The sequence below is a fragment of the Rhizobium ruizarguesonis genome, from assembly GCF_017357285.1.
Classification (GTDB): Bacteria; Pseudomonadota; Alphaproteobacteria; order Rhizobiales; family Rhizobiaceae; genus Rhizobium; species Rhizobium ruizarguesonis.
Genome location: NZ_CP071678.1, coordinates 1,316,973 through 1,337,988, shown reverse-complemented (window position 1 = coordinate 1,337,988; position 21,016 = coordinate 1,316,973). Strand labels below are relative to the sequence as shown.

The 21,016-nt window shown below is 61.6% G+C and carries 20 protein-coding genes and 4 pseudogenes; 14 read left to right on the top strand and 10 right to left on the bottom strand.

The window, feature by feature from the left end; all coding sequences use genetic code 11:
* Positions 1-12: 12 nt before the first annotated feature.
* Complete coding sequence (locus J3P73_RS06525) at positions 13-837, bottom strand: glycosyltransferase family 25 protein (RefSeq protein WP_207579810.1); 825 nt, start codon at positions 835-837, stop codon at positions 13-15.
* A gap of 578 nt (positions 838-1,415) precedes the next feature.
* Between J3P73_RS06525 and J3P73_RS06520 the strand changes: the two genes are divergently transcribed.
* From J3P73_RS06520 to J3P73_RS06505, 4 genes are all read left to right on the top strand, one after another.
* Positions 1,416-2,057, top strand: coding sequence for a nitrile hydratase subunit alpha (locus J3P73_RS06520; RefSeq protein WP_164568039.1), 642 nt, complete (start codon positions 1,416-1,418; stop codon positions 2,055-2,057).
* Positions 2,057-2,695 (top strand): SH3-like domain-containing protein, encoded by a 639-nt coding sequence (locus tag J3P73_RS06515; RefSeq protein WP_018068477.1) that lies wholly within the window; start codon positions 2,057-2,059, stop codon positions 2,693-2,695. Before J3P73_RS06520 ends, J3P73_RS06515 begins: the two co-directional genes overlap by 1 nt.
* Positions 2,682-3,032, top strand: a complete 351-nt coding sequence (locus J3P73_RS06510; protein WP_027689666.1) for a hypothetical protein — start codon at positions 2,682-2,684, stop codon at positions 3,030-3,032. The genes J3P73_RS06515 and J3P73_RS06510 overlap by 14 nt, the downstream gene beginning before the upstream one ends.
* A 127-nt stretch (positions 3,033-3,159) precedes the next feature.
* Positions 3,160-3,855, top strand: a complete 696-nt coding sequence (locus J3P73_RS06505; protein ID WP_130661116.1) for a class I SAM-dependent methyltransferase — start codon at positions 3,160-3,162, stop codon at positions 3,853-3,855.
* A 191-nt stretch (positions 3,856-4,046) separates the two neighbouring features.
* Here the strand turns inward: J3P73_RS06505 and J3P73_RS06500 are convergent, their stop codons facing one another.
* Both J3P73_RS06500 and J3P73_RS06495 read right to left on the bottom strand, forming a co-directional pair.
* Entirely contained in the window at positions 4,047-4,556 is a 510-nt protein-coding gene (locus J3P73_RS06500; RefSeq protein WP_207579809.1) for a nucleoside/nucleotide kinase family protein, read from the bottom strand.
* A 362-nt stretch (positions 4,557-4,918) separates the two neighbouring features.
* Entirely contained in the window at positions 4,919-5,815 is an 897-nt protein-coding gene (locus tag J3P73_RS06495; protein WP_207579808.1) for a LysR family transcriptional regulator, read from the bottom strand.
* A gap of 226 nt (positions 5,816-6,041) precedes the next feature.
* Between J3P73_RS06495 and J3P73_RS06490 the strand changes: the two genes are divergently transcribed.
* The 6 genes from J3P73_RS06490 to J3P73_RS06465 all read left to right on the top strand — a co-directional run bounded on the left by J3P73_RS06490 (position 6,042) and on the right by J3P73_RS06465 (position 10,564).
* On the top strand, positions 6,042-6,776 hold the full coding sequence (locus J3P73_RS06490; RefSeq protein WP_207579807.1) for an SDR family NAD(P)-dependent oxidoreductase: 735 nt from the start codon (positions 6,042-6,044) through the stop codon (positions 6,774-6,776).
* Positions 6,777-6,826: 50 nt separating this feature from the next.
* A complete protein-coding gene (locus tag J3P73_RS06485) occupies positions 6,827-7,579 on the top strand; it encodes an SDR family NAD(P)-dependent oxidoreductase (protein ID WP_207579806.1) in 753 nt (250 codons plus the stop codon).
* Positions 7,580-7,610: 31 nt separating this feature from the next.
* Positions 7,611-8,210, top strand: coding sequence for an NADPH-dependent F420 reductase (locus J3P73_RS06480; RefSeq protein ID WP_207579805.1), 600 nt, complete (start codon positions 7,611-7,613; stop codon positions 8,208-8,210).
* Positions 8,211-8,295: 85 nt separating this feature from the next.
* Positions 8,296-8,709 (top strand): nuclear transport factor 2 family protein, encoded by a 414-nt coding sequence (locus J3P73_RS06475; protein WP_075226125.1) that lies wholly within the window; start codon positions 8,296-8,298, stop codon positions 8,707-8,709.
* Positions 8,710-8,764: 55 nt separating this feature from the next.
* Positions 8,765-9,397: a class I SAM-dependent methyltransferase gene (locus J3P73_RS06470; RefSeq protein ID WP_164599192.1), complete on the top strand. Its 633-nt coding sequence runs from the start codon at positions 8,765-8,767 to the stop codon at positions 9,395-9,397.
* A gap of 441 nt (positions 9,398-9,838) precedes the next feature.
* Positions 9,839-10,564 (top strand): LssY C-terminal domain-containing protein, encoded by a 726-nt coding sequence (locus J3P73_RS06465; protein ID WP_163885012.1) that lies wholly within the window; start codon positions 9,839-9,841, stop codon positions 10,562-10,564.
* Positions 10,565-10,614: 50 nt separating this feature from the next.
* On the opposite strand, the pseudogene J3P73_RS06460 reads toward J3P73_RS06465, so the two are convergent.
* The 5 genes and pseudogenes from J3P73_RS06460 to J3P73_RS06440 form a co-directional block, all read right to left on the bottom strand.
* Positions 10,615-11,008: pseudogene (locus J3P73_RS06460) on the bottom strand (transporter); the annotation flags it as partial.
* 34 nt (positions 11,009-11,042) lie between these two features.
* On the bottom strand, positions 11,043-12,743 hold the full coding sequence (locus tag J3P73_RS06455; protein ID WP_207579804.1) for an ethylbenzene dehydrogenase-related protein: 1,701 nt from the start codon (positions 12,741-12,743) through the stop codon (positions 11,043-11,045).
* 53 nt (positions 12,744-12,796) lie between these two features.
* Complete coding sequence (locus tag J3P73_RS06450; protein ID WP_085065912.1) at positions 12,797-14,191, bottom strand: metallophosphoesterase family protein; 1,395 nt, start codon at positions 14,189-14,191, stop codon at positions 12,797-12,799.
* An 8-nt stretch (positions 14,192-14,199) separates the two neighbouring features.
* Positions 14,200-14,478 (bottom strand): annotated as a pseudogene (locus J3P73_RS06445) (transporter); the annotation flags it as partial.
* A gap of 219 nt (positions 14,479-14,697) precedes the next feature.
* A complete protein-coding gene (locus J3P73_RS06440) occupies positions 14,698-16,314 on the bottom strand; it encodes a DUF1254 domain-containing protein (RefSeq protein WP_027689655.1) in 1,617 nt (538 codons plus the stop codon).
* A 271-nt stretch (positions 16,315-16,585) separates the two neighbouring features.
* Between J3P73_RS06440 and J3P73_RS37485 the strand changes: the two are divergent.
* Positions 16,586-16,675 (top strand): annotated as a pseudogene (locus J3P73_RS37485) (AAA family ATPase); the annotation flags it as partial.
* A 242-nt stretch (positions 16,676-16,917) separates the two neighbouring features.
* Entirely contained in the window at positions 16,918-17,154 is a 237-nt protein-coding gene (locus J3P73_RS06435) for a hypothetical protein (protein ID WP_027689654.1), read from the top strand.
* A gap of 144 nt (positions 17,155-17,298) precedes the next feature.
* Here the strand turns inward: J3P73_RS06435 and J3P73_RS06430 are convergent, their stop codons facing one another.
* The gene (locus tag J3P73_RS06430) at positions 17,299-17,622 is read right to left on the bottom strand and encodes a hypothetical protein (RefSeq protein WP_018068490.1); all 324 of its coding nucleotides are present in this window, start codon (positions 17,620-17,622) and stop codon (positions 17,299-17,301) included.
* Between the two features lie 74 nt (positions 17,623-17,696).
* Complete coding sequence (locus J3P73_RS06425; protein WP_207579803.1) at positions 17,697-19,847, bottom strand: mechanosensitive ion channel family protein; 2,151 nt, start codon at positions 19,845-19,847, stop codon at positions 17,697-17,699.
* Between the two features lie 293 nt (positions 19,848-20,140).
* On the opposite strand from J3P73_RS06425, the pseudogene J3P73_RS06420 reads away from it, so the two are divergent.
* Both J3P73_RS06420 and J3P73_RS06415 read left to right on the top strand, forming a co-directional pair.
* Positions 20,141-20,557: pseudogene (locus J3P73_RS06420) on the top strand (TSUP family transporter); the annotation flags it as partial.
* 125 nt (positions 20,558-20,682) lie between these two features.
* Positions 20,683-20,988, top strand: a complete 306-nt coding sequence (locus J3P73_RS06415; protein WP_026170632.1) for a BufA1 family periplasmic bufferin-type metallophore — start codon at positions 20,683-20,685, stop codon at positions 20,986-20,988.
* Positions 20,989-21,016: the final 28 nt, after the last annotated feature.

The window sequence follows — 21,016 nt, the reverse complement described above, 5'->3', positions numbered from 1 at the left end:
GATCCTAATCCCTCATCCCGGAGGAGCGGTCCTGAGACCGCTCAGCCGCCATGCCGCGAGCCGGCTGAGGCGGGCTGCAAAGCGGCGCAGCTCAGCCGCGGCGCGATACGGCAGGACGCTCCACGGCCGGCGGCGGCCCAGCCGATAGGCCGAGAGCCCCGCCTGGATCTGGGAACAGGGATCCGCCCTTTGGCTGACCGGCAGCGGATCGACGAAGCAGGCGCTCAGCCCATCATCGAACTCCAGATCGAAGGCGAGATCATAGGGCAGACGCATGGGGACAAGCACACCGGCAATCCAGCCTGCTGCCTTGCGGTTGATCAGATAGGCGCCGGACCCCTTCTCGCGGGTGAGCGCGATGGCGAGCGAGCGCGACGCGGTCAGCGGCTCCACCTTGTGCTTTCGCCCGGAATTGACGGTCGACAGGCGCAGGATGTCCCAGCGCGCCTGGTGCTCGAGGGCGGCTTCGAGCAGCTCGGCCAGATCGTCATCGAAATCGAGATCGTCTTCCAGAATGAGCGCGAACTCGGCATGGCTGGCGAGGAACCGCTTGGCGCATTCGACGTGGCTGAGATAACAGCCGATCTCGAAAGGGTTCGGCCGGCGGCCGTGCCGGCTGAGATAGGCTGCTTCGTCAAAGCCCGGATGCGGCAGGCTCAGCCCTGCGCCATCGACCGCCGCCACGCGCTCGAAGGGAAGGCCGAAGCTTGCCAGCAGGCGCTCCATTCGAAACCTGCGCAAGGGCGCACGGTCGAGATTGATCAGGTAGGTATTCACCCGCAGGCTGACCGGATGAAGGGCCGGCATAAGGGCGGCAGGTGCGGCGCGCATGTTCATGAGAGAGCTGACCTCGACTTGGCATTGATGGCGCCAAGCCTGCGCTCCAATCTTCACGGGAACCTCGCTGGAACTATACATTTTGGTAAAGTGCAGCGGTCGAACGGCCGGGGCTGCATTCTTTACGGATTGGTATAGTGCCGGCAAAGGGCGGGTAAGAATGCCGCGCTACCAGCTCTCCAGCGGCACGCAGTGGACGCCTCCCTTCCCGCGATCGAAACGACAACCACCGCGCCTTCGATGACGACAGCGACCCACTGCGTGCCGTGCCGGATGACTCCTGGCTTGAGCAAGCCGCTCAGCGCCCACCACCCGCCCGGAGATCGCCGCCTGCGCTGGACCTTCTTCCCCCACTCGGCGGCGCGCGGCTCTCGCCGGCGAGACAAACCGCGGGAAAGGCCAGTGTCAGGCGACGAAGGCGTCGCTCCCGCCTCATTCGGCGGCATAACGATTCCCTCCTCGCCCGGCCGTCCGATTTGCAGGCCTCTCATGGCGGACGGCCTGCTGCAGACATGACAAAGCGCGCGTTTTGCGCTATTGCTCAACGCCGGAAATGATTGTCAGCCAGGGGGAGCGCCATGACCTCGTATGACTCTGACAAGGCCGCCAAACTTCACCGCGAATTGCATAGCCACCTGCCGCCGGAACCCGCGTTGCGTCTGAAAGCCCTGGAGACGGTCCTGACCGAAAAGGGCTTTCTCGGTGCCGATGCTGTCGACGCTTGGCTCGACAACTATGCCGAGAATGTCGGGCCGATGAACGGCGCCAAGGTGATTGCCCATGCCTGGACGGATCAGGCCTTTGCCGATCGGCTGGCAGAGAATGCGATCTCTGCCTTTGCAGAAGTGGTGCCAAGCGTCGAGCCGGATTACAATCTGCGCGCAGTCTTCAACACGCCGGATGTTCACAACCTGATCGTCTGCACCCTGTGTTCCTGCTATCCGCTCAGCATCCTCGGCATGTCGCCTTCCTGGTATAAATCGACCGAGTACAGGGCGCGTGCCGCCCGCAATCCTCGGGGCGTCCTTCAGGAGTTCGGCATCGTGTTGCCGGAATCGGTCGAGATCAGGGTGTGGGATTCAACATCCGACCGCCGTTACATGGTCATTCCGCAGCGGCCCGAGGCGACCGGAGGCTGGTCGGAAGAGCAGCTTGCGACGCTCGTGACCCGCAATTCGATGATCGGCACGGCCAGGGATCTCACGCCGGGGGCCGGGTGATGGATACCATTCACGATCTCGGCGGCAGGCAGGGATTTGGGCCGATCTTGCACCAGTTCGACGATGACGACGTCATGTTTCCTGAAGAATGGAAAGCGCGCCTCTGGGCGATTGCGATGATGTCGATGTCGAAACTCAGCCAGGAAGAAACCGGATGGACGCTCGACTGGTATCGTCACGTTCTGGAACGGTTGCCGCCGGACCTCTATCTCCGCTTCGACTATTTCGAAAAGTGGACACTGGCGATGATGGTCACGGCGATCGATGAAGGCATTGCCGATGTCCAGGAATTCGTGGACGGGCATGCAGGGTCTGCCCAGATGCAGCTGCAACATATGCCGCCGCAGACAGAGAGCGCAGCGACCTTTGACTCCTTCAAACCCGGCGACAGGGTCGTCGCCAAGCGAGATAGCGGTTCGATGCACACCCGTTTGCCATCCTACGTGCGAGGGCGCCGCGGCATCGTCGAAAGCGTGACAGGGCCGCAGCCTCTGCCGGACCGTTCCGCGACCGGCAGAATTTCCATCGAGCAGACCTACGCGGTTCGCTTCGATATGAAGGAGCTCTGGCCCGAAGCGGCTCTGAGCCGCGACGTGCTCCTGATCGACATGTGGGAGAGCTACCTTGACCCGGTCTGAGATTTCCCGTGGTTCGCTTCGATCTCGCGACCGAAATCCCGCCTTCCAGGAGCAATGGCATGCGCAAGTCGTTGCGATTGTCGAACTGCTGCTCGCTTCGGGAAAACTGGACGCGGAGGACTGGTCGCAAACCCTCGGCGCGGAACTCGAAAAGCGCGCCCGCGCTGGTGAGGCCGACGACGATGCGACCCATTACGGGGCGTTCAAGGCCACCCTCGAACGTGTTCTCGATCGCACTGGAATAGCGCCGCATTCGGAAGTGGATCGGCGCGAGAGCGAATGGCGCCGAGCCTATCTCACCACGCCGCATGGCAAGCCGGTGGCGCTCTCGGGCTAACGAGCCGAGGTTGGGGCCTGAGTTCAAACTTTGCCGACGAAGCGATCTCTGCCTGTTTGCAGGCCGATCGAGCAAGCTCCTGACACACACACGCAGATCTTCGAACAGTCTTCGGAAAGGGAAAATCTTGGCCGAGAATGATTATGATGCGTTCGCGGCGGCTTATGATGCCGATAACGAGGTCAATGCCTGGAATGCCTATTACGAGCGGCCGGCTATTCTTGCCCTGGTTGGCGACGTCGCCGGGCTTTCCGTGCTCGATGCGGGATGCGGCGGCGGGGCGCATGCGGCAGCGCTGCTTGAGCGCGGGGCTGTCGTGACCGGGATCGACGCCAGTGCCGGCATGCTGGAGATCGCGCAACGTCGGCTGGAAGGGCGCGCGCGGCTGCTATCGGCGGATATCAACGAACCATTGCCGTTTACGGACAAGGCTTTCGATCTGATCCTTGCCTCGCTTGTCCTGCATTACCTGCCCGACTGGTCGAGGCCCCTTTCGGAATTCAACCGGCTGCTGCCTGAAGGCGGTCGCCTGGTTTTTTCCACCCACCATCCGTTCATGGATCACGCCTCGACCGGCCGCGACAATTATTTCGAGACCTACAGCTTCGATGAGACCTGGCAGCGCGGCGGAAAGGATATCGCCATGCGCTTCTGGCATCGGCCGCTCCACGCCATGTTCGATGCGCTCAAGTCGGCCGGATTTCAGATCGATATCGTCAGCGAGCCCCAGCCCGATCCTGAAGCCCGCACGCTTTTTCCGCAGGCCTATCAGAGCCTGACGACCAAGCCGCGGTTCCTGTTCTTTTCAGTGGTGAAAGCATGACGACGGGTGCTGGGGTCTCCTGACTCTATCCGGCGTGGAGTTCCAATCTTTGCGCCCTCTTATCGGTCGTTAAGTCACCCGGTTTCTCGTTCTGAGAGCTGTCGGTCGACTACGAAAGCGGTAATGCCGCCTGTGAGCCGTTCAGGCGGCTAGCGTTCCCGCAATAATCGATTCTCAATACTTTCAGGGCGTCAGGTAAGTTGAGCGAGGATATCGTCAACGACACTTGGGACGGTACCCGTCGTGTCGATACTGATGCCGATGGGAAGATATTCCCGGGTATGATGGTAGCGGAGCACCAGCGCCCGCTCGGCCGGCTCGAAGCCCGGCTCATTCGGCCGCCCATCCAATCGTCGGTTCAAGGTCTCGACGTCTATATCGAGCACGAAAACCTTGTCGAAAAGGTCCAGGAATTTGTGGAAATTGCGCGAGCCGCCACAGAAGAAGGTGGCAGGATGGGTGGTGTCGGCAGCAATAGCGCGGACCTTGTCGACACGCCAGATCCAGTGGGCGTATACCCAAACGATGCGGTCCGCGCCTTCGGGTGGTCCTGCAAGTACCTGGCCCGTCTCGGGGTCGCCGACATAGGCCAAGACCCGGTCACCATGGACGACATGGTAGCCCCGCCGCTCCAGTTCGGTAGCGACAGACGTTTTCCCAGTGCCGGAACCGCCTTCGATCAGATAGTTCTTGATTCCCATAGGCGCCGCTTATCATGGCCTTCGATCTGGTGAGAAGACACTCTACCTGGGAACGCTTCGCCAACGAAATGACGGCCCCTCAGATTGGTAGCGATGGCAAATACACCACACTTGGTCTGCCAATCACGCCCAACTCTTCCCGGAAGGTGTCCGGCTGCGCAGAGGCCAACGCTTCTTGAAGCCGCATACCGGTGGAGCAAGGGACCTGTTCACCGACGCATCGGCGCGACGTAGGGGACATCGCCTTGAACGTTGATTTAGGCCGAGCCACCGACGCCAGGTCTTCACTGACAGGTTCATAAAGCTGCTGTGGGCAAGTCATTTCTTATCCACGGCAAGCGTCGCCGGCGACCTGCCGGGCGTCAGTCGCGCGAGATGGACAGCCCCGTGAGAAGCGGAGCGTAGGCGGCGAGCCTGCGGGATACGAACTCCGCGAAGAGCCGCACGCGCTTCGTCTTGCGTGTCTCCCCCTGTGTGAGAAGCCAGAGCGTTCCGTACATGTGCAGGTCGGTGCCCGGCACCCTCACCAGAAGGGGATCGGCATCTCCGACGAAGCAGGGCAGTGTCGTGATCCCGAGCCCTTGCCGTACAGCAACGATCTGCGCCTCGCCGTCCGTGGTCCTGAATGGAACCCCGGTGGTGCGAACCTCACCCTCGCGGACCCAATCCGGGATGCCATGAACGCTGATGACGATCCACCGGACGGGATCCGGCGCGCCCGCACGCCACGCTGCCAGCAGATCGCGGGACATGTAGATTGCGCCGAACAGCTCCGGCCCCTTCAGGCCGTGAAGATTGAGCGGCAGGGTTTTGCGGTCGTAGACGACGCGGATCGCGACGTCGGCCTCGCGGTTGGTCAGATTTGCCAGCTCGCCGGACGACACGATTTCCATCTCGATATCAGGATGCAGACGCGCGAAATCGGCGAAGTCCGGCATCAGCAGGTGTGTCGCAAGGGTCGGTGCCAACGTCACCCGCAAAAGCCCGCGCACACTCTGGTCGCGGCCGAAGACGCGCGTCTCCAGCTGGTGCGACGAGGCTTCCATCTGCTCCGCGAGCTGGAGGACCTCCTCGCCCGCAGCCGTCAGGCGGTAGCCCGAAGGCAGCTTTTCGAACATCTGCGCCCCGAGGCGTTCCTCGAGCTGGGCGATGCGTCGCAGCACCGTCGCGTGGTTCACCCCGAGGCGCTTGGCGGCAGCCCGCAATGAGCCTCCGCGCGCGGCGGCAAGAAAGTAGCGAACGTCATCCCAGTCGATCATGGTGCATTCCCGCGCCGCGCGGTGCGGCTTCCGAAGCCCGTTCTAGCACACTGACCCGGACTGTGCGCGAGTGTTGCGGCACTTGATCATCTGGATGGATCGTTTTTGCACCAGCGATGTGCGTGATTGCGCACTCCCTGCCCGACTTCGGCCAACCCACATCGGGGCTCTCGGGGACTTCCCCGTACAGCCGAAAACGCGTGAGGGCGAATGAAGGATGCATGACATGACCAGACTGAATGGAAAGACCGCTGTGATCACCGGCGGCGCTACCGGCATCGGCCGCGCCGCAGCCAAGCGCTTCATCGACGAGGGCGCGTTGGTCTTCATCTTCGGCCGCCGGCAAGAAGCGCTTGACGCCGCTGTGGCGGAGCTCGGGCCCAACGCGCGGGCGGTGAAGGGCTCGGTCTCGGATGAGGCCGACCTTGATCGCCTCTACGCCGCGGTGAAGGCAGAGCGCGGAACGCTCGACATCGTCTTCGCCAATGCCGGGGCGGGAAGCCCGCTTCCGCTCGGCCAGATCACCGCCGAGCACATCGACGAGACCTTCGACACCAATGTGAAGGGCACGATCTTCACGGTCCAGAAGGCGCTGCCGCTGATGGGCTCAGGCGGTTCGATCATCCTGACCGGATCGAGCGCCGGCACCACGGGAGCCCCGGGATTCACTGCCTACAGCGCGAGCAAGGCAGCCGTGCGCAATCTCGCGCGGACCTGGGCAGAGGACCTGAAGGGCACCGGCATCCGGGTCAACGTGCTGTCACCCGGGGCGACGGCGACCGAACTCGCGAAGGAGGCGCTGGGTGAGGAAGGCCAGAAGGCCTACGGCGCGATGACTCCGCTCCAGCGCATGGCCGATCCCGCGGAGATCGGGGCGGCGGCCGCCTTTCTCGCGTCGTCGGACAGCAGCTTCATGACCGCCAGCGAGGTCGCCGTCGACGGCGGCCTGGCGCAACTCTGAACCCCCGGCGCGATCGCGCGTCTGAGCAACACAACGAAGGATAGAACATCATGAAAAGACTTGAAGGCAAAGTAGCAGTCATCACGGGCGGAAGCAGCGGGATCGGATTGGCCACCGCCAAGCGGTTCGTGGAAGAAGGTGCACAGGTCGTGATCATTGGGCGACGCGAGAAAGCCTTACAAGAGGCCGTGGCGCTTATCGGGAAAAACGTGACAACAGTCGTGGGCGACGTCTCGCGCTTGGAAGATCTGGACCGGCTCTACGCCACCGTGAAGGAGAAACATGGTCACATCGACATTCTCTTCGCAAATGCGGGCGCAGGTACGGTCGCGCCGCTCGCGGCAGCTACTGAGGCCCATTTTGACCAGACCTTCGATGTGAACGTGAAGGGTCTGTTCTTTACGGTGCAGAAGGCCCTTCCCCTCTTCAAAGACGGCGGATCGATCATTCTGAACTCTTCGGTCTCGAATGTGATGGGGCTGCCAGCGTTCAGCGCCTACGCAGCCAGCAAGGCGGCTGTTCGCAGCTTCTCGCGGTCTTGGACCCAAGAGCTGAAGGACCGCAATATCCGCGTCAATACAATGAGCCCCGGCGCGATCGAGACTCCCGCCTTGGCGACAACGACCGGCCTCACCGCTGAGCAAGCCGAGGAGGCGGTCGCCCAGTTTGCTGCACAGATCCCAATGGGTCGCAGGGGCAAGCCAGAGGAGATCGCGGCTGCGCTGACGTTCCTCGCCTCCGATGAAAGCTCCTACATCACCGGTATAGATCTCGCCGTCGATGGTGGTTGGGCGCAGGTCTGACCCAGCGTCAACACAGGATCGGAGAAGCATTATGAGCTACTCAATTATAGGATTCGGCAATATCGGCCAGGCGCTTGCCAAGGCCTTTGCCCGAAACAGCATCGAAGTTTCCGTTGCAACCACGCGCGACCCGGAAAGCTTTGCATCCGATGCGGCTGCGATCGGCTCTACGATCATTCCCAAAACACTGGCGGAAGCCGTCAAGGCGGACATCATCTTTTTGGCTGTCCGTTTCGAGTCGCACCCGGAGGTCGCAAAGGCGCTTCCCACCTGGCAGGGGAAGACAATCGTCGATGTGACCAATGCCTACGGCGTGCCCCCGGAGGAACTTGGGGGACAACCGTCTTCCAGGTTCATCGCACAGGCGTTCTCTGGTGCGAAACTGGTCAAGGGCTTCAACCATTTGATCGCTGCCACGCTTGACCAGGATCCCGCCGCAAAGGGTGGCAGGAGAGTCGTGTTTCTGGCGAGCGACGATGACGCTGCCGCAGCGGAGATTGGTGCGCTCGCGAAAAATCTCGGTTTCGCGCCGATCGAACTTGGCGGTCTTTCTGAAGGCGGACTGCTTGTGCAGGCGCGCGGACATAGTTGGGGCCGGCTGATCTTCAAGGACTTGGTCAAGTTCGATTGACGAACACGACATCCCCGTCAGCAGCGACACGATGCACCCGATCGGATCGAGCGCGACCCGATCCGCAGAAAATGGAGAAGATGCCATGAGCATTGAGACGAACATCCAGACCGTGAAGGACTTCTTCGCCGCGATCGGCAGCAGTGACAAGGAGGCTCTGCTGGCGCTGGTCGCCGAAGACATCGAGTGGATCATTCCGGGCAAGGATTGGCCGCTGGCCGGAACGCACCGCGGACACGCGGGACTTGCGAATTTGCTCGAGACGGCATTCAGGTCGATAGAAACGTCCACGGAACCCCGGGAGTTCGTAGCGCAAGGAGACCGGGTCCTGGTCGTCGGCTTCGCGAAGGGAAAGATCAAGGCCACGAACAAGACGTTCGAGGACGACTGGGTCTTCGCCATCACGGTCCGGGACGGCAGACTGACCAACATCCGGGAATACGTCGACACGCAAGCGCTGGCGCGCGCCGCGCAGATGGACGCGTCCGGGCCGGCGTAGCGCTGGCCGACCGCGGCCCGCGCTCGTCGAATGCTCAACCGCAAAGGAGATTCCAATGTACGACCAATCCAAGCTATCCGAATTGATCCGGTTCGCACGCGTCGATGCGGGCTCCACCGTCATCGACGTTTACCCGGGCGACGGCGACTGGACCCGTCTCTTCTCCGACATCGTGCGACCCGACGGGCGGGTCTTCAGCTTCGTGCCGGCCGAAGTCGCTCACTTCAAGAACGATCCGGTCGGCCGCATGCGAACGCTTGCGATGGAACCGGGCCGAGCGAACGTCGAAGCCGTCTCGGCGGACCTCGTGGCGATGCCGGAGGTCACGCGGCCAGCGGATGTCCTGTGGCTGCATCTGTTTTACCACGATCTCCACACCGCCCTGATCCAGGCCAGGGGCGCGACGGCCGCCGCCTTCAATCGAGCCGTCTACGAGCGGCTGAAGCCCGGCGGGTCCTACGTCATCGTCGACCACGCCGCCGCCGTCGGGGCGGGTACGAGCGACGCGCAGTCGCTGCATCGGATTGAGCCTGCATCCGTTCGCGAGGAGGTGGAGGCGGTCGGCTTCGTACTGGACGCGGAAAGCACCGTGCTCGCGAACAAGGACGATTCGCACTCGATCAAGGTCTTCGATCCCTCGATCAAGGGAGAGACCGATCGCTTCGCCTATCGATTTTTGAAGATCTGACACTGAGCCATTCGGCAACGATGTGGTCGGCTCTCGTGCGGGAGGCGGCTTTGGTGTTCCTGCCGTTGAAAGAGCAGCGCCGGACGGCGGCTTGCCCCTTCTGACCGCCGGAAGCGGACAGGCCGTTGTCCACCCCTAAGCGGGCTTTTTCGTTATCGAAGGATAAGGCTGCTTTGCGCCGTCAATTCGGCCGTTCAGGGCTTCGGAAGCGATTCCTGAAAGCGGACCGCCCGTACCCGAATATATTGCGGAACCTCGCGACCGAATGTTTTTGCTCAGGTTGAAGCGTCGACCTCTTGGGCCAGTCTATAGCTCGTTGCGATCTTGTTGACCGATTGGTGGCAGACTATGGTGGGCGCTGTCTTCGATCGTGGAAGGAGCGCTTTGGCGTCGCCTTACGCCGTTACCCTGCTTCACTGCTAATGTAAGGACGACGCCCCGATGTCGAGAAGCAATGGGCAAAGAGGCATAGTTCAGCTTGCAGCGGGCGCAATTGCGTCCCTGGTCGCGGCATACTTGTTGGTCTGCTATTTTTTGATTCCTGAACTTTGGATCTTCCATGACAGCCGCCGTCTGGCGGGGTTCAGCACGATGGTAACGACCACGGAGCAGGACATTCCGGGCGATCCAATCAACGTCGGCTTGGTAGGGACCAAGGAGCAACTGATCCGGTCGTTTGTCGCGGCGAAATGGAATCCGGCGGACAAAATCACGCTGCGTACCTCAATCGAGATCGGATTGAGCGTGGCGCTCGACCGTCCGGATCTCGATGCTCCGGTCAGTGCGCTGGTGTTTGATGGCCGTAAGCAGGACTTGGCGTTCGAGAAGTCGGTCGGCCGGAGTGCGGACGAGCGGCATCACGTCCGCTTCTGGATGACGACGAGTCTCGAACCTGATGGCCGGCCGCTTTGGCTCGGTTCGGCGAGCTTCGACCGCGGCGTCGGCGTAAGCCACGATACGGGTGAAATCACGCATCACATCGGCCCGGACCTCGATGCTGACCGCGATCTTGTCATTGATGACCTGCAGAAGGCTGGGCAGATTTCAAGGACCTATACTCGAATGGGTATTGGAGCGACTAAAACAGGCAGGAACGGGGGCGGCGATCCCTATTTCACGGACGGGCAGGCACTCATTGGCGTGTTAAAAAACAACACGATCCAATAGCGGAACTGCCTCGTGCCACTTTCTGACGGTTGTTGTCAAAGCCCATCCGCTCATTTTGGAAACAGGAACGTCAGTCCCACTCGCACTCCCAGACCTTCCGGGCCATTGCCGGGTGCCGCTGCCCAATAGCGCAGCCCCGCTGTCAGGCTGATCGGCTGCTTGTCGATCTTCACCAATTTGGAAACCGTCAAGTTGATGGGAACGGACCATTCTTCGGTCTTCCAGTCATAGGTCGACTCGGTGTTCAGGGCGAACGTCCAGGCATCAAGCGTGGTAGGAAAGGAACGGCTGCAGAAACGTGTTGCTGATGTCATCCCGGTCGTCGTTGCCCGCGAATGACCAGATGTGATTGGCTAACACCCCATTGGTCCACGGGCCGTCCTGTTTTAGCGCAACGACCGTCGGACCCGCTGTCCATTTCTCGCCGCCCAGTAAATCGTCCGTCCCCTGGCCCGTCTAAACCGCGGCCCATTGGGTGTCACTCCATCCGGAGTCGGAGCGGGCGCATGTGCCAGCTATGACGGGTCTGGGTGTGGTCGAACACCGCAACCCACAGGTAGGTGCCGTCGCCGAGTGCGACATCGTACGTCGAGCCGGTGTCGAGCGCCCGCTTCATCTCGAGGTGCCACAGACCGTCGCTCCACCTGCCCACGGCGGCAACGTCGGCGCGGTCGCCCTCGATCGGCCGCCTGACCATGACACTCGGAACCATCGAGCCGTCGGGAAAGGTCGCGTCGAGCTCGGACGAGTAAGGTCGCGCCTCCTGCGCAGGCAACCACAACGGGGCCTCGTCGCTCGACGCGGGATCGACATCGACTTTCCCGTAGCGGGCGAGTACCGAAGGATCGGCCGGCAGGAAGCGCGGGACGACCCCGCCGTCGATGCGCCTGGAGATCGGACCTTCGAGCAGATCCCTCCAGTTCTGGAGGTAACCGCCGGCGCCGGGATCGGGCGCGTAGCCGCCGGCGTAGCGGTCGAGCGGCGAGTCGGACGGCAGGCGCAGCGGGCCGAAATAATCGTCCTCGGCCTGCCCTAAGGGGTCGGTCCGCACCGCCATCCAGTGCCACACGTCAAGGACCGGCCAGTCGTCCGCGTAGTGGAGGCCACGCTGACCGGACGCGCCCGGCAGGGTCTCAACCGGCCGCGGGCCGAGATGCGTCGCTCGCAGCGCGGCGAAGCGGTCGGCGTTCGACAGCATCACCGCGAACTTGTCCTCGTAGAAGTCGGTTTCGTCGGCGCGATAGAAGCCGTTCTGCACCATCCGCCACCCTGCGGCGGTCTTCTGCAGCGGAAGGTGCGTTAAGCTCCGCGTCGGGTCCCGCCACTCAAAGAGGAAATAGGCATGCGTGTCGTCGTGAACGGCCCTGACCGTGACGTTGGTACCGCCGGAAAAGAGGTTCGCGCCCCCAGCCGTCTCGATCGTCACAGCGTGCGCGTCCTGCCAGGCCGGGTCGTCGAAGGCGCCGTCGATGCGAGGGACGTCCTGGACCTTGCCAACCGCGAGCGTTCGCACCGTAAGCCAGTCGATCGTCAGCGCCACGGCGGCCAGCGCCAAGGCGGCGCCCGCCGCTGCCGCCGCGACGCCGAACGAACGGCGGGGAACCAGAATCGCGTAGAGTGCCCGCCAGCCGTCCAGGGCGAGCTGCGCCGAGACGTGGAGGACGACGTAGCCAGCGAGGCTAAAGGCGATCCAGCGGTGGAGGTGGGAGAGGCGCCACTCTGCGCGGTTCACCAGGTCCGAGTACATCAGCAGGCCCGTGGTACCGGCGGCGAAGACGAGCCCAAACGCCAGCCAGTAGATGAGGACGTTGACCGACTTCCACCGCCTTCGCGCGTCAGGCGACCGAAGACCGGCCCGTTGGCGCGCATCGAGGCGCACCCGCCCGACCTGCCGCGCCCGCACGAGGAAAGTGACATACCCAGCCGCAGCAGCCAGCAACGCACAGGCCGATGCGATGTGCCAGAGCAGCACCGCGCCCTGCGGCGCGATCCGGGCGGCAACGCCGCGCCACCACCCGGCCTCCAGCGCATCGGCCGCCACGCGGAATCCGGTGGCAAGGCTGACGAGGAGGAGCAGCGCGACCAGCCAGTGCAGCGCGACCGTCGGCGCGTCCCCCCGTCGCCAGCGCTGCGGTCGCCCCACCGCTTCTGCCGCGAGGCCGGGCTCGGTGATCGCCATAGGTCCCCTTCCGCTCGGCTCGGGCCGCGGCCGAGCGTGCCCCCCCCTTGACATCAGTTGCCGGTTTCGAAGAGCTTCACCTCCTCGAACGGCGTCGACGACCAGGGCCGGAAGCGGTTCAGCCGAAACACTGACGGCTTGCCGGGGGTCACCTCGACGACCAGATAGTTGTACTCCTCCTTCGGCGGCTGACCCTGCCAGTAAAGATCCTGGGGGTAGCCGTCCGGACGCGGGATCGCCGTCCGGCCAGGCAGGATCGGGTCCTGCTCGGCACCGCCGCCCCCCATGACGACGTACTTCACGCCATCCACATCGAAAGTCTCGGTCGTGTGGACATGCCCGTTGAAAACCACGAGCTCGGCGAAATCCTTCGCATAAGAGGCCAGCGTCGCGTGGGGGTTGGTGTCCTCCGGGATCGGCTCGAAGCCCGATCGGTTGTAGACGGGGTTGTGGAACACCACGAAGACGTTTCTGATGCCTTTCGCCTTGGCGTCGTCGAGCCAGGTGACGAGCTGCGCTAGCTGCTCCTGGTAGACCGGCCGCGTCGCGTCCCATCCAGAGGGCGCGAAACGGTCGGCCTTGCCGGTCCAGAGAAAGATGAACCGCGTATCGCGGAAATCGTAGGTGTAGATCAGCTTCTCGGACGAGACGCCGAGCTTGGCGAGATACGGCGCGGCGCTGAGCACGCCCTCGATCTGCGGATCCTCCCAGACCTCGTGGTTGCCGACCGAAGGGAAGTACCGCCCCTCAAGCCCGGCCGCGCGCATCTCGTCGTCCACCGGCGGAAGCTTGGACAGAAGCAGCCGATTCATCCGCTGCCAGTACGGGCTGTCCTCCAGCGTCTTCCCCTGTCCGCCCCACCAGACAACGTCGCCCGAGTTGACCACGAACGCCGCACCGCCATCGACGACCTCGCGCGCCACCTGGTTGCCGACCCAATCACCGCCGTAGTTCCGGTACATCACGGTCTCAACCCCGGGCGCCAGCTTGGTGTCCTCTACCGATGCCTCGGTTACCCAGCCGTCCTCGAAGGTGAGGCGGGCGACCTCCGACTTGGTGATGAACGGCATCTCGACGGTCTTGAGCCCGCCCGTGGTTGGGTCGAAGGTGATCTTGACGTCCGTCTTGATGATTTCCTCGGCGACCTTTTCGCCAAGAATCAGCGCAAAGCCGCTCGCCAGAGAGGCATAGATCTTGTCGAGATCCGACTTGCCGTAGGGTAGGTACATCATCGACCGGGAGTCGCCGTAGGCGACGAACTTGAACCCTTTCGCCTGGGCGAGCACGCTGGCTGGCGTTGACACCGTGAGGATCGCGGCGACCGCCAGAGGCGCCACGGCTGAGGCGACTGTTCTTATCTTGCGGAACCACTTGCTTAACGGGTGGCTCTCGATGGCGGGGCGCCGTTGAACCGCCGCCTTAGTCCCGTGGAGATCCTCAATGCTCATGTTTCGATTCCCTTCATTTGCTGGCGGAATGCAATCGGCAGGATCGTGCGCGATATCAGGCTCCAGTCCGCGTTGAGCGTGAACGGGATTACCGGCTGCACATTGACATAGGGTTTGTCGCCATCCTCGGAGCCGTAGCCCTGGTCCCAATTGAACTGGAACGGCACGCTGATCAGCGAGGCGATCGGGTTCGAGAGTTTCTTTGCTAGTTCCTCGCTGCTGTCCTCGGAGCGGGCTGGCTTCGCAAACGCTGCGATTGAAACGATAGTGGCAACAGGCGCTGCAATGCGAACGGTGAGCACAGGTCATCCCTCCCCTGTAATCGATAGGTCGATACATCGTCCTTCTGTCAAGGGTTGCCAATTGGATGAGGGGCAACAACTCGGCTGAAAGCACCTAAAGTCTGTAAAGCGCGCCGTCCGGCGAAGTCTGCTTAAGCTTGACGACGTTATCCCGCTTCCACGTATGGTCGGGCAGGCGATTTGGCCTGCCGCCCTGCTTCGGCATCAGTTGACGACCTGGATCTCACTCGGCCGCCATTCCTTTGTGAAGAACGGTTCAAGAGGGCTGTACAGGCGAAGGATCGCGAACCAGCCCTTTTTGGGATCAGTCTGTATCCAGTTGCCGCGTTTGACACCCGCAGGTTGGGTCGGGCTCAAGTAGACGGTTGTCGAACCATCAGCGTCGGCTTCTGCCACCGGCGAAGGATAGCTCTGGCTGCCAGCGCGCGGATAGCGTTGAGGTGTGTCGAGCATCGAGCGCGTCTGATTGTCGTAGAGTGTGAGTGACCAAAAGTTCGCTTCGGGAATGCCCTTTGGAAGGGTCACCTTGTAGGTCTTCGCCCCGTCGAAGTAGTTCTTGTCGGCATCCAACGCGTTGAAGAGATATTGTGACCCGATACCGGGCAGGCGCATCGCCATAGCGGGAGTTATGCCGGTGACGCCGTAGAAAAACGCGGTACGCCCATTCAGAGTCCGATAGCCCGTGGGCGGGAAGGGCTTAGCCCCCTCTCTAGTGATTTCGGGGATCGGCGTTTCAAACTCGGAGCCGGTGACGAACAAAAAATTGAACCAGGCCGAGCCAGGATAGTAGTACCAATCCGCCGCACGAGGCTTCATGAACAGGCTGCGCGAAGTTGCGTTGGCGAGCGCTGCCGCCTCGGTCAAAATCCGCTTCATGCGCTCGTCCGGCGAAAACTCCTTTCCCTTGATGATGCCGATGGCAGCCAGCGAACCCATCAGTTCGGGATCGAGCGCGGTGGCGGGCTCCTGCTGCACCACCTTGTTGATCAACTCGAAGGCCCCGAAGTCACCCGCAGGGATGGTATTGACTACCACGCCACTGCCTTCGTGGAACACCATCGCGGGAGGCTCAGAAACTTTGCCGAGCATGGTCTTGCCAGAGAGGAACTCTGCCACGCTCGTACCGACACCGCCAGCTTCATAAGGGTAGACCTTGGCGGTCGCCTTAATGGTTTCCACGGCTGGCTTTGGGTCGTTATTCTCGAGGAACGACCGACCGAGGATCATAACGCGAGTGGTTCGAGAATGTGCGACGTAGAAGCCGCCCTCCGGCACCGGGCCGGCGTAGTCCGGCGGCAGCAGAAGGTACTTGCCCCCTAAGCCGCGATCAGGTCCGGGCGCACCGAAGTCACTAACCCAGCGCCACCAGAAATCGTCAAGGGTGCCCAGCGACTTCGGGGGCGTCTCGAATACCATCGGACCGTTCGACAGGTCGATGAAGCCTATAAAATAGACCGTATCGGCATTTGCCGTCAGGAACAGCGATTTGGCGTCCATCAACTCGGAGAAGATCAGAAGCTCGTTGTCCTTGACCCCGATGCTCTGGAAACCTTCGTGGATCGCTGCCGCGTTCGCGCCTTGAAAGGTGTTCAGATAGGCGTCGAGGGCGTGCGTGAAGTCCAGGTTGTCATAGACCTTTTCCACGGTCTCTGGGCTGGGGAAGCCGTCCTTGAAGTCAAGGGTGCCGAGGCGCGTCTCGACTTTGTCCGGCGTGGTGATTGACGGAGGGATTACAGGGGCCGTCTGCGCGGCCGCCAAGCCGGGGATTGCCAGTGTCCCGACGCAGACGACAGTTGCCGCAACGAATCCGATTTGCTTCATCGCGTCCATCCATGTTTTTGACTACATTTCTCTGAACTCGTTGAATGTTGACGATCAGCCGGCGAGCCACCAGTGTCGCCACAATCCCAGCGTGACACTACGGTCCGGGTCGCCAGCTTGAAGTACGTTACAGTAAAACCGTCCGCTGGTCGATGTCTGTCCGATGATGCCGAAAAGTGTGCGCGGTTTTCGGACGACATCATGCTCTATTTCTTTGATTTAGATCAGGATTCAGATTTTAGGCCGATCGGGCCTAAAATCATTCTGATCTAGGTGGTCGAAGCTGTTCGAGCCGCCAACCGTCGAGGAGTTGGCGCTTTACGATCGGCAAACCCTTCCAGCCATCGCCGCCCTTATATGAAACGCCACAGCGCTGGGGGTATTCTCAGTCTGCGCAGCAGGCGGGTCCGGACCAACTCGCTCGTGAGGACGCCTCGCCTTCTTCCCCGAGGTGCCGGAGCACGAGAAGGTGGCGGAGCTGTTCCTGCCATTGAGTGATTCATCTTCGAAAGCGGATGAAATGTTCCAATCCATTGTCACCCATTGACGTGAACAGGTTTCACCCCAATACGGTCAGGCCAGCCAGACGACAACAGGAGTGCAATCGTGAGCGAACCGACCGTAGCAGATGCAACAAACCGCATTTATGAGTCGCTCCAGGCGGACAACGCCGACATCGACGTGCATATCGCGACTCTCAAGGCAGCGTTGACGCGGGCGGGTTTGAAAGAGGTCGTATTCGACCCGGCCAGGCTCGTGCAGAATAACCGTTCCGGCAGGAAGCGAATGCAGGCCTACTTTCGCCAGCGCGGTGTCATGGTGAATTTCTCAGCCTCGTGAAGCCTTCCAGACGGCTGTAATCACCCTCAGTGGGGGCTGACACCACGCATTGGCGTCGCCCTGCGGATGATCGTCCAGGCGCAGACGCTGAAGAGCCGTCCAACGAAGGGCCGGGAGCCTGCCGTGATCTCAGGGCTGCCGACGTCAGAGGGGCCGAATCCCTTCCGCCCAGGACATGCCGAACCACACCGCCGAATCTGGCGCCTTGCTCCACGCGATCAAGGTGTCGAGACCTGCGGTAACCGCGTCTCGTGAAAGCCCGGTCGCCACGATGTCGTCGATCGCTTCGTCGACGATGCTCGCAATGTTGCGAACCACATCCTCGAAATCGGGATCACCCGCGCAGCCGCCGAAGAAGACAAGCGTGTTACGGCGAGGACGTAGATCCGCCTGGTGAAGCAACTGCACGAGGCGACGCCCGACGATAGGGTCGTTGCAATGCGCGGAGCTGTCGTTGTATGCGTGCATCAAGACGATTGAGATCCTTCCCTTCAAGCAAGGGCCGGATCAATCCTCTCGCAGTTTTACCTCTGACGCACTCGTCATGCTGCCACCGGCTTCTGTGGCGTGGTGGTGGCGTGAAGCGCCGCATCCGCATTGATCACCGCTTCCGGTTGTGATCCGGCAGCGCTGGAAACCTGTACGGCTTTCGAGGCGAAACAGATGCCATTTTCATCAAACGCCGCCTTGATCATGACGAGGGCGCGACGGCGGACGGCGGCCTGCTGTCCTGGCTTTGTCTTGAGCTTCAGCCTCAGCTTGACGCCATACTCTCCGAACTCCTCGACGCCTTGCATCTTGAGCGGTTCGATGGTGATTGCCTTGAGTTCGGGATCTTCGGCCAGTTCAAGTCCGATCTTCTTGATGAGCTTGCGCGCCTTTTCCAAGTCAGAATCATAGGTGATCGTCAGTGACAGCTTCTCGATCACCCAATCGCGGCTCATGTTCTGGACAGCCCCGAGGACGCCGAACGGCACGGTGAATATTGGTCCCCGGCTGTGCCGCAGCTTCACCGAGCGCAGGCTGAAAGACTCAACTGTGCCCTTGTAACTGCCGCTCTCTATATATTCACCGACACGGAAGGCATCATCCAACAGATAGAAGACGCCGCTGAGGATATCTTTCACCAGCGTTTGCGCACCGAAGCCAATGGCAACACCGGCAATACCCGCGCCGGCAATCAACGGCCCGATCTGAACCCCCATCGCCGACAACGCCATCAGTATCGCAACGATGGCGAGCGTGGCCCAAAGAAAATTCCGCAGAATGGGCAAAAGCGTGTTGAGCCGGCTGCGCCGCTGCGTCTCCTCCGTTTGAACAACCACCGTATCGCGCACTTTTGCAATTTGATTATCTATGAGGGTGCGTAGGACCCGCCAGACCAAGTCCGCGACCAGAAGGATGATGACAGCAGAGATGATGCCATGAGCGACCCGGACGGGGGGCGTGTCAGCCGCGCTGAGCGCGACAAGGTCGATGTTCCACGCCCAAGCGAGGAGCAGCAACCCGGAAATGATCAGAATGAACCGGATGCCCCGACTGAGAAGAGTTGCGCCGGCACTCGGCGTTGCCGCGCCGATCCCGGACGAAGCAGGCTGTTGCAGCAGGTGGACAACGATCCGTTCTGCAATGGCGATAGCCCAAACGAGGCCGATCGCTATTGCAGCAAGCCAGAATAGCTGTACTGCGCCGAACGCCCACAAGCACCACAGCAGCACGAAATAGGTCGAGATGAGACCCACGGATGTCTTCGCGCGGACAAAAACCTCTCCATCCGTTGCAGCATCCGCGATCGCTGGCCCCGGCGCTCGCCTGACCGTATCGATGCCGACACCGAGGAGCCCCAATCCCAACGAATATGCGACAATCTCGCGGGCTTCGACTGAGAAGCCGAGAAGGCTCAGCGATAGTGTTGTTGCGTAGCTGACGGCGAGGATGATGACAACTAGACCGAGGCGCTGGGTCCAGAACCGAGCCGACTCGCCGTCCATCGGCACGATCCGAAGATCGTTCGCGTCCTTTCCCGGCGGCGACAAAAGAAATCGTAACACAGCGCGCGCGAGGAGCACGATGATGAAGGCGAGTAGACAAGCGAGCACGATCTTCTCGATGACCTCAGGCCAATAGTGCAGGGCCACGAAGACACCGATGCCAGCCGCCGCGACGACTGCGACGCGCCCGACGTCATGGGCGAGGCGGCTAGCGAGTGCCATCACTTGACCGCGCCTTGTCGCAACGTCCAGCTGCGCCACTCGGGTCATGAATCCCGATGTGGCACGCCGATACAGCCGCTCGGCACCGAAAGCGGCAGCTGCGAACAGTCCGAAAAGGCCGACAAGGCCAGCCAGACCAACCTTCTCGGCATCCGCAACAAGGATGGACCAGGCTGTTGCGAACTCATCAGGCAGCGTCGTCAGTGCCCGGGCGAGGCCATGGATGTGCGCCCGAACGGCCCCGACATAGTCGGCCAGTGGGTGAGAGAGATGCGGCGTCTGGGTGGTTATCGGGGGGACTTCAGTCGTCGCCGATGCGGCTTTGTGGGTCTCAAGCCATTTTTGAACTCCAGGATCGGCCAAAAGCGACAGAAGTGCCTCGACATTGGGTGGCAGCTGTTCGCTCGACGGTGCGGTATCGGCTCGCGCCACCAGCATGACCCCAAGCAGCATGAGGGCAGCAAGAATCAACACACGCATCGTGTTCGTCTCCAGTTAAGCGAATATAGTCCAACTTCCGCCATTCATCCGTGCCGTAAATCTCCTAGTATAATTGCGTGCGGATAGTCGTGCGACGAGTATCTTACACTAACCAACGCCCGGACGCGACATTTCGAGGCCGTCATCGGCGTGTTGTCGTCTTTGGTTACAGTGCCTGCTCGAGGATCAGCGCCTTTTCCTCGTCGGCCTGACCTTGCCCCCAAGTTTTATCCAATCTTGTGTTCGCTCCAGCGGTTTTTGGTTGCGATATTTGAGGTGGTAGCGGCGGGTTGCGGTGCGCAACCGACTTCTCCGCGCTCGGCGCCCTCGGCGGCTCCAGCCTCGGCAAGGCGAGGGATGGAGACAGCCTGATATTTCTGTTCGGCGTCCTGATGATGGTCGTCGGCGCTCTGATGCTGAAGCCTCGGAAGGCGGTGACGGTAGAGTGCCGTCCGGTCGACCTCAGGATATGCCTTGCCACCGCCGCCGTGGCACTCGCCGCCGGCGCTGCATCCGGCTTCTTCGGCATCGGCGGGGGCTTCCTGATCGTTCCGGGCCTCATGCTGGCGACGGGCATGCCGATGATCAACGCGATCGGCACATCTCTCCTCTCCGTCGGTGCGTTCGGACTGGCAACGGCTCTGAACTATGCCAGTTCAGGCCTGGTGGACTGGTGGCTTGCCGCCGAATTCATCGGCGGAGGCATCGTGCCGGTTTCCGGTGACATGACGAGCTTTCACGAACTAGTGATAGCGACGCGTGTAACAAATGTCGGGGAGATTGCGAACCTGAATATGCGCTCAACGAGAGCGTCTATCCATCATCGGAGAACGCAATGTCCATCAAATCCACCATCAACTCTGTCGTCCTCGCCGGCGCTGTCACCACGGCCCTTGCTTCGATGGCCGGCGCCGCACCGCTCACCAAAGCTGAGGGCGCCGCTGCAACCGCCGCTCACAAGGAAAAATGCTTCGGCGTTGCTCTGAAGGGCCAGAATGATTGTGCAGCCGGCGCCGGCACATCCTGCCAGGGTACCTCGACAGTCGACTTCCAGGGCAATTCCTGGAAGTTCGTACGGGGCGGCACCTGCACCTCCATCGTCCTGCCGAACGGCAAGCACGGCACGCTGAAGGCAATGTAATTTCTACACGCGACAGCGATGACAATGA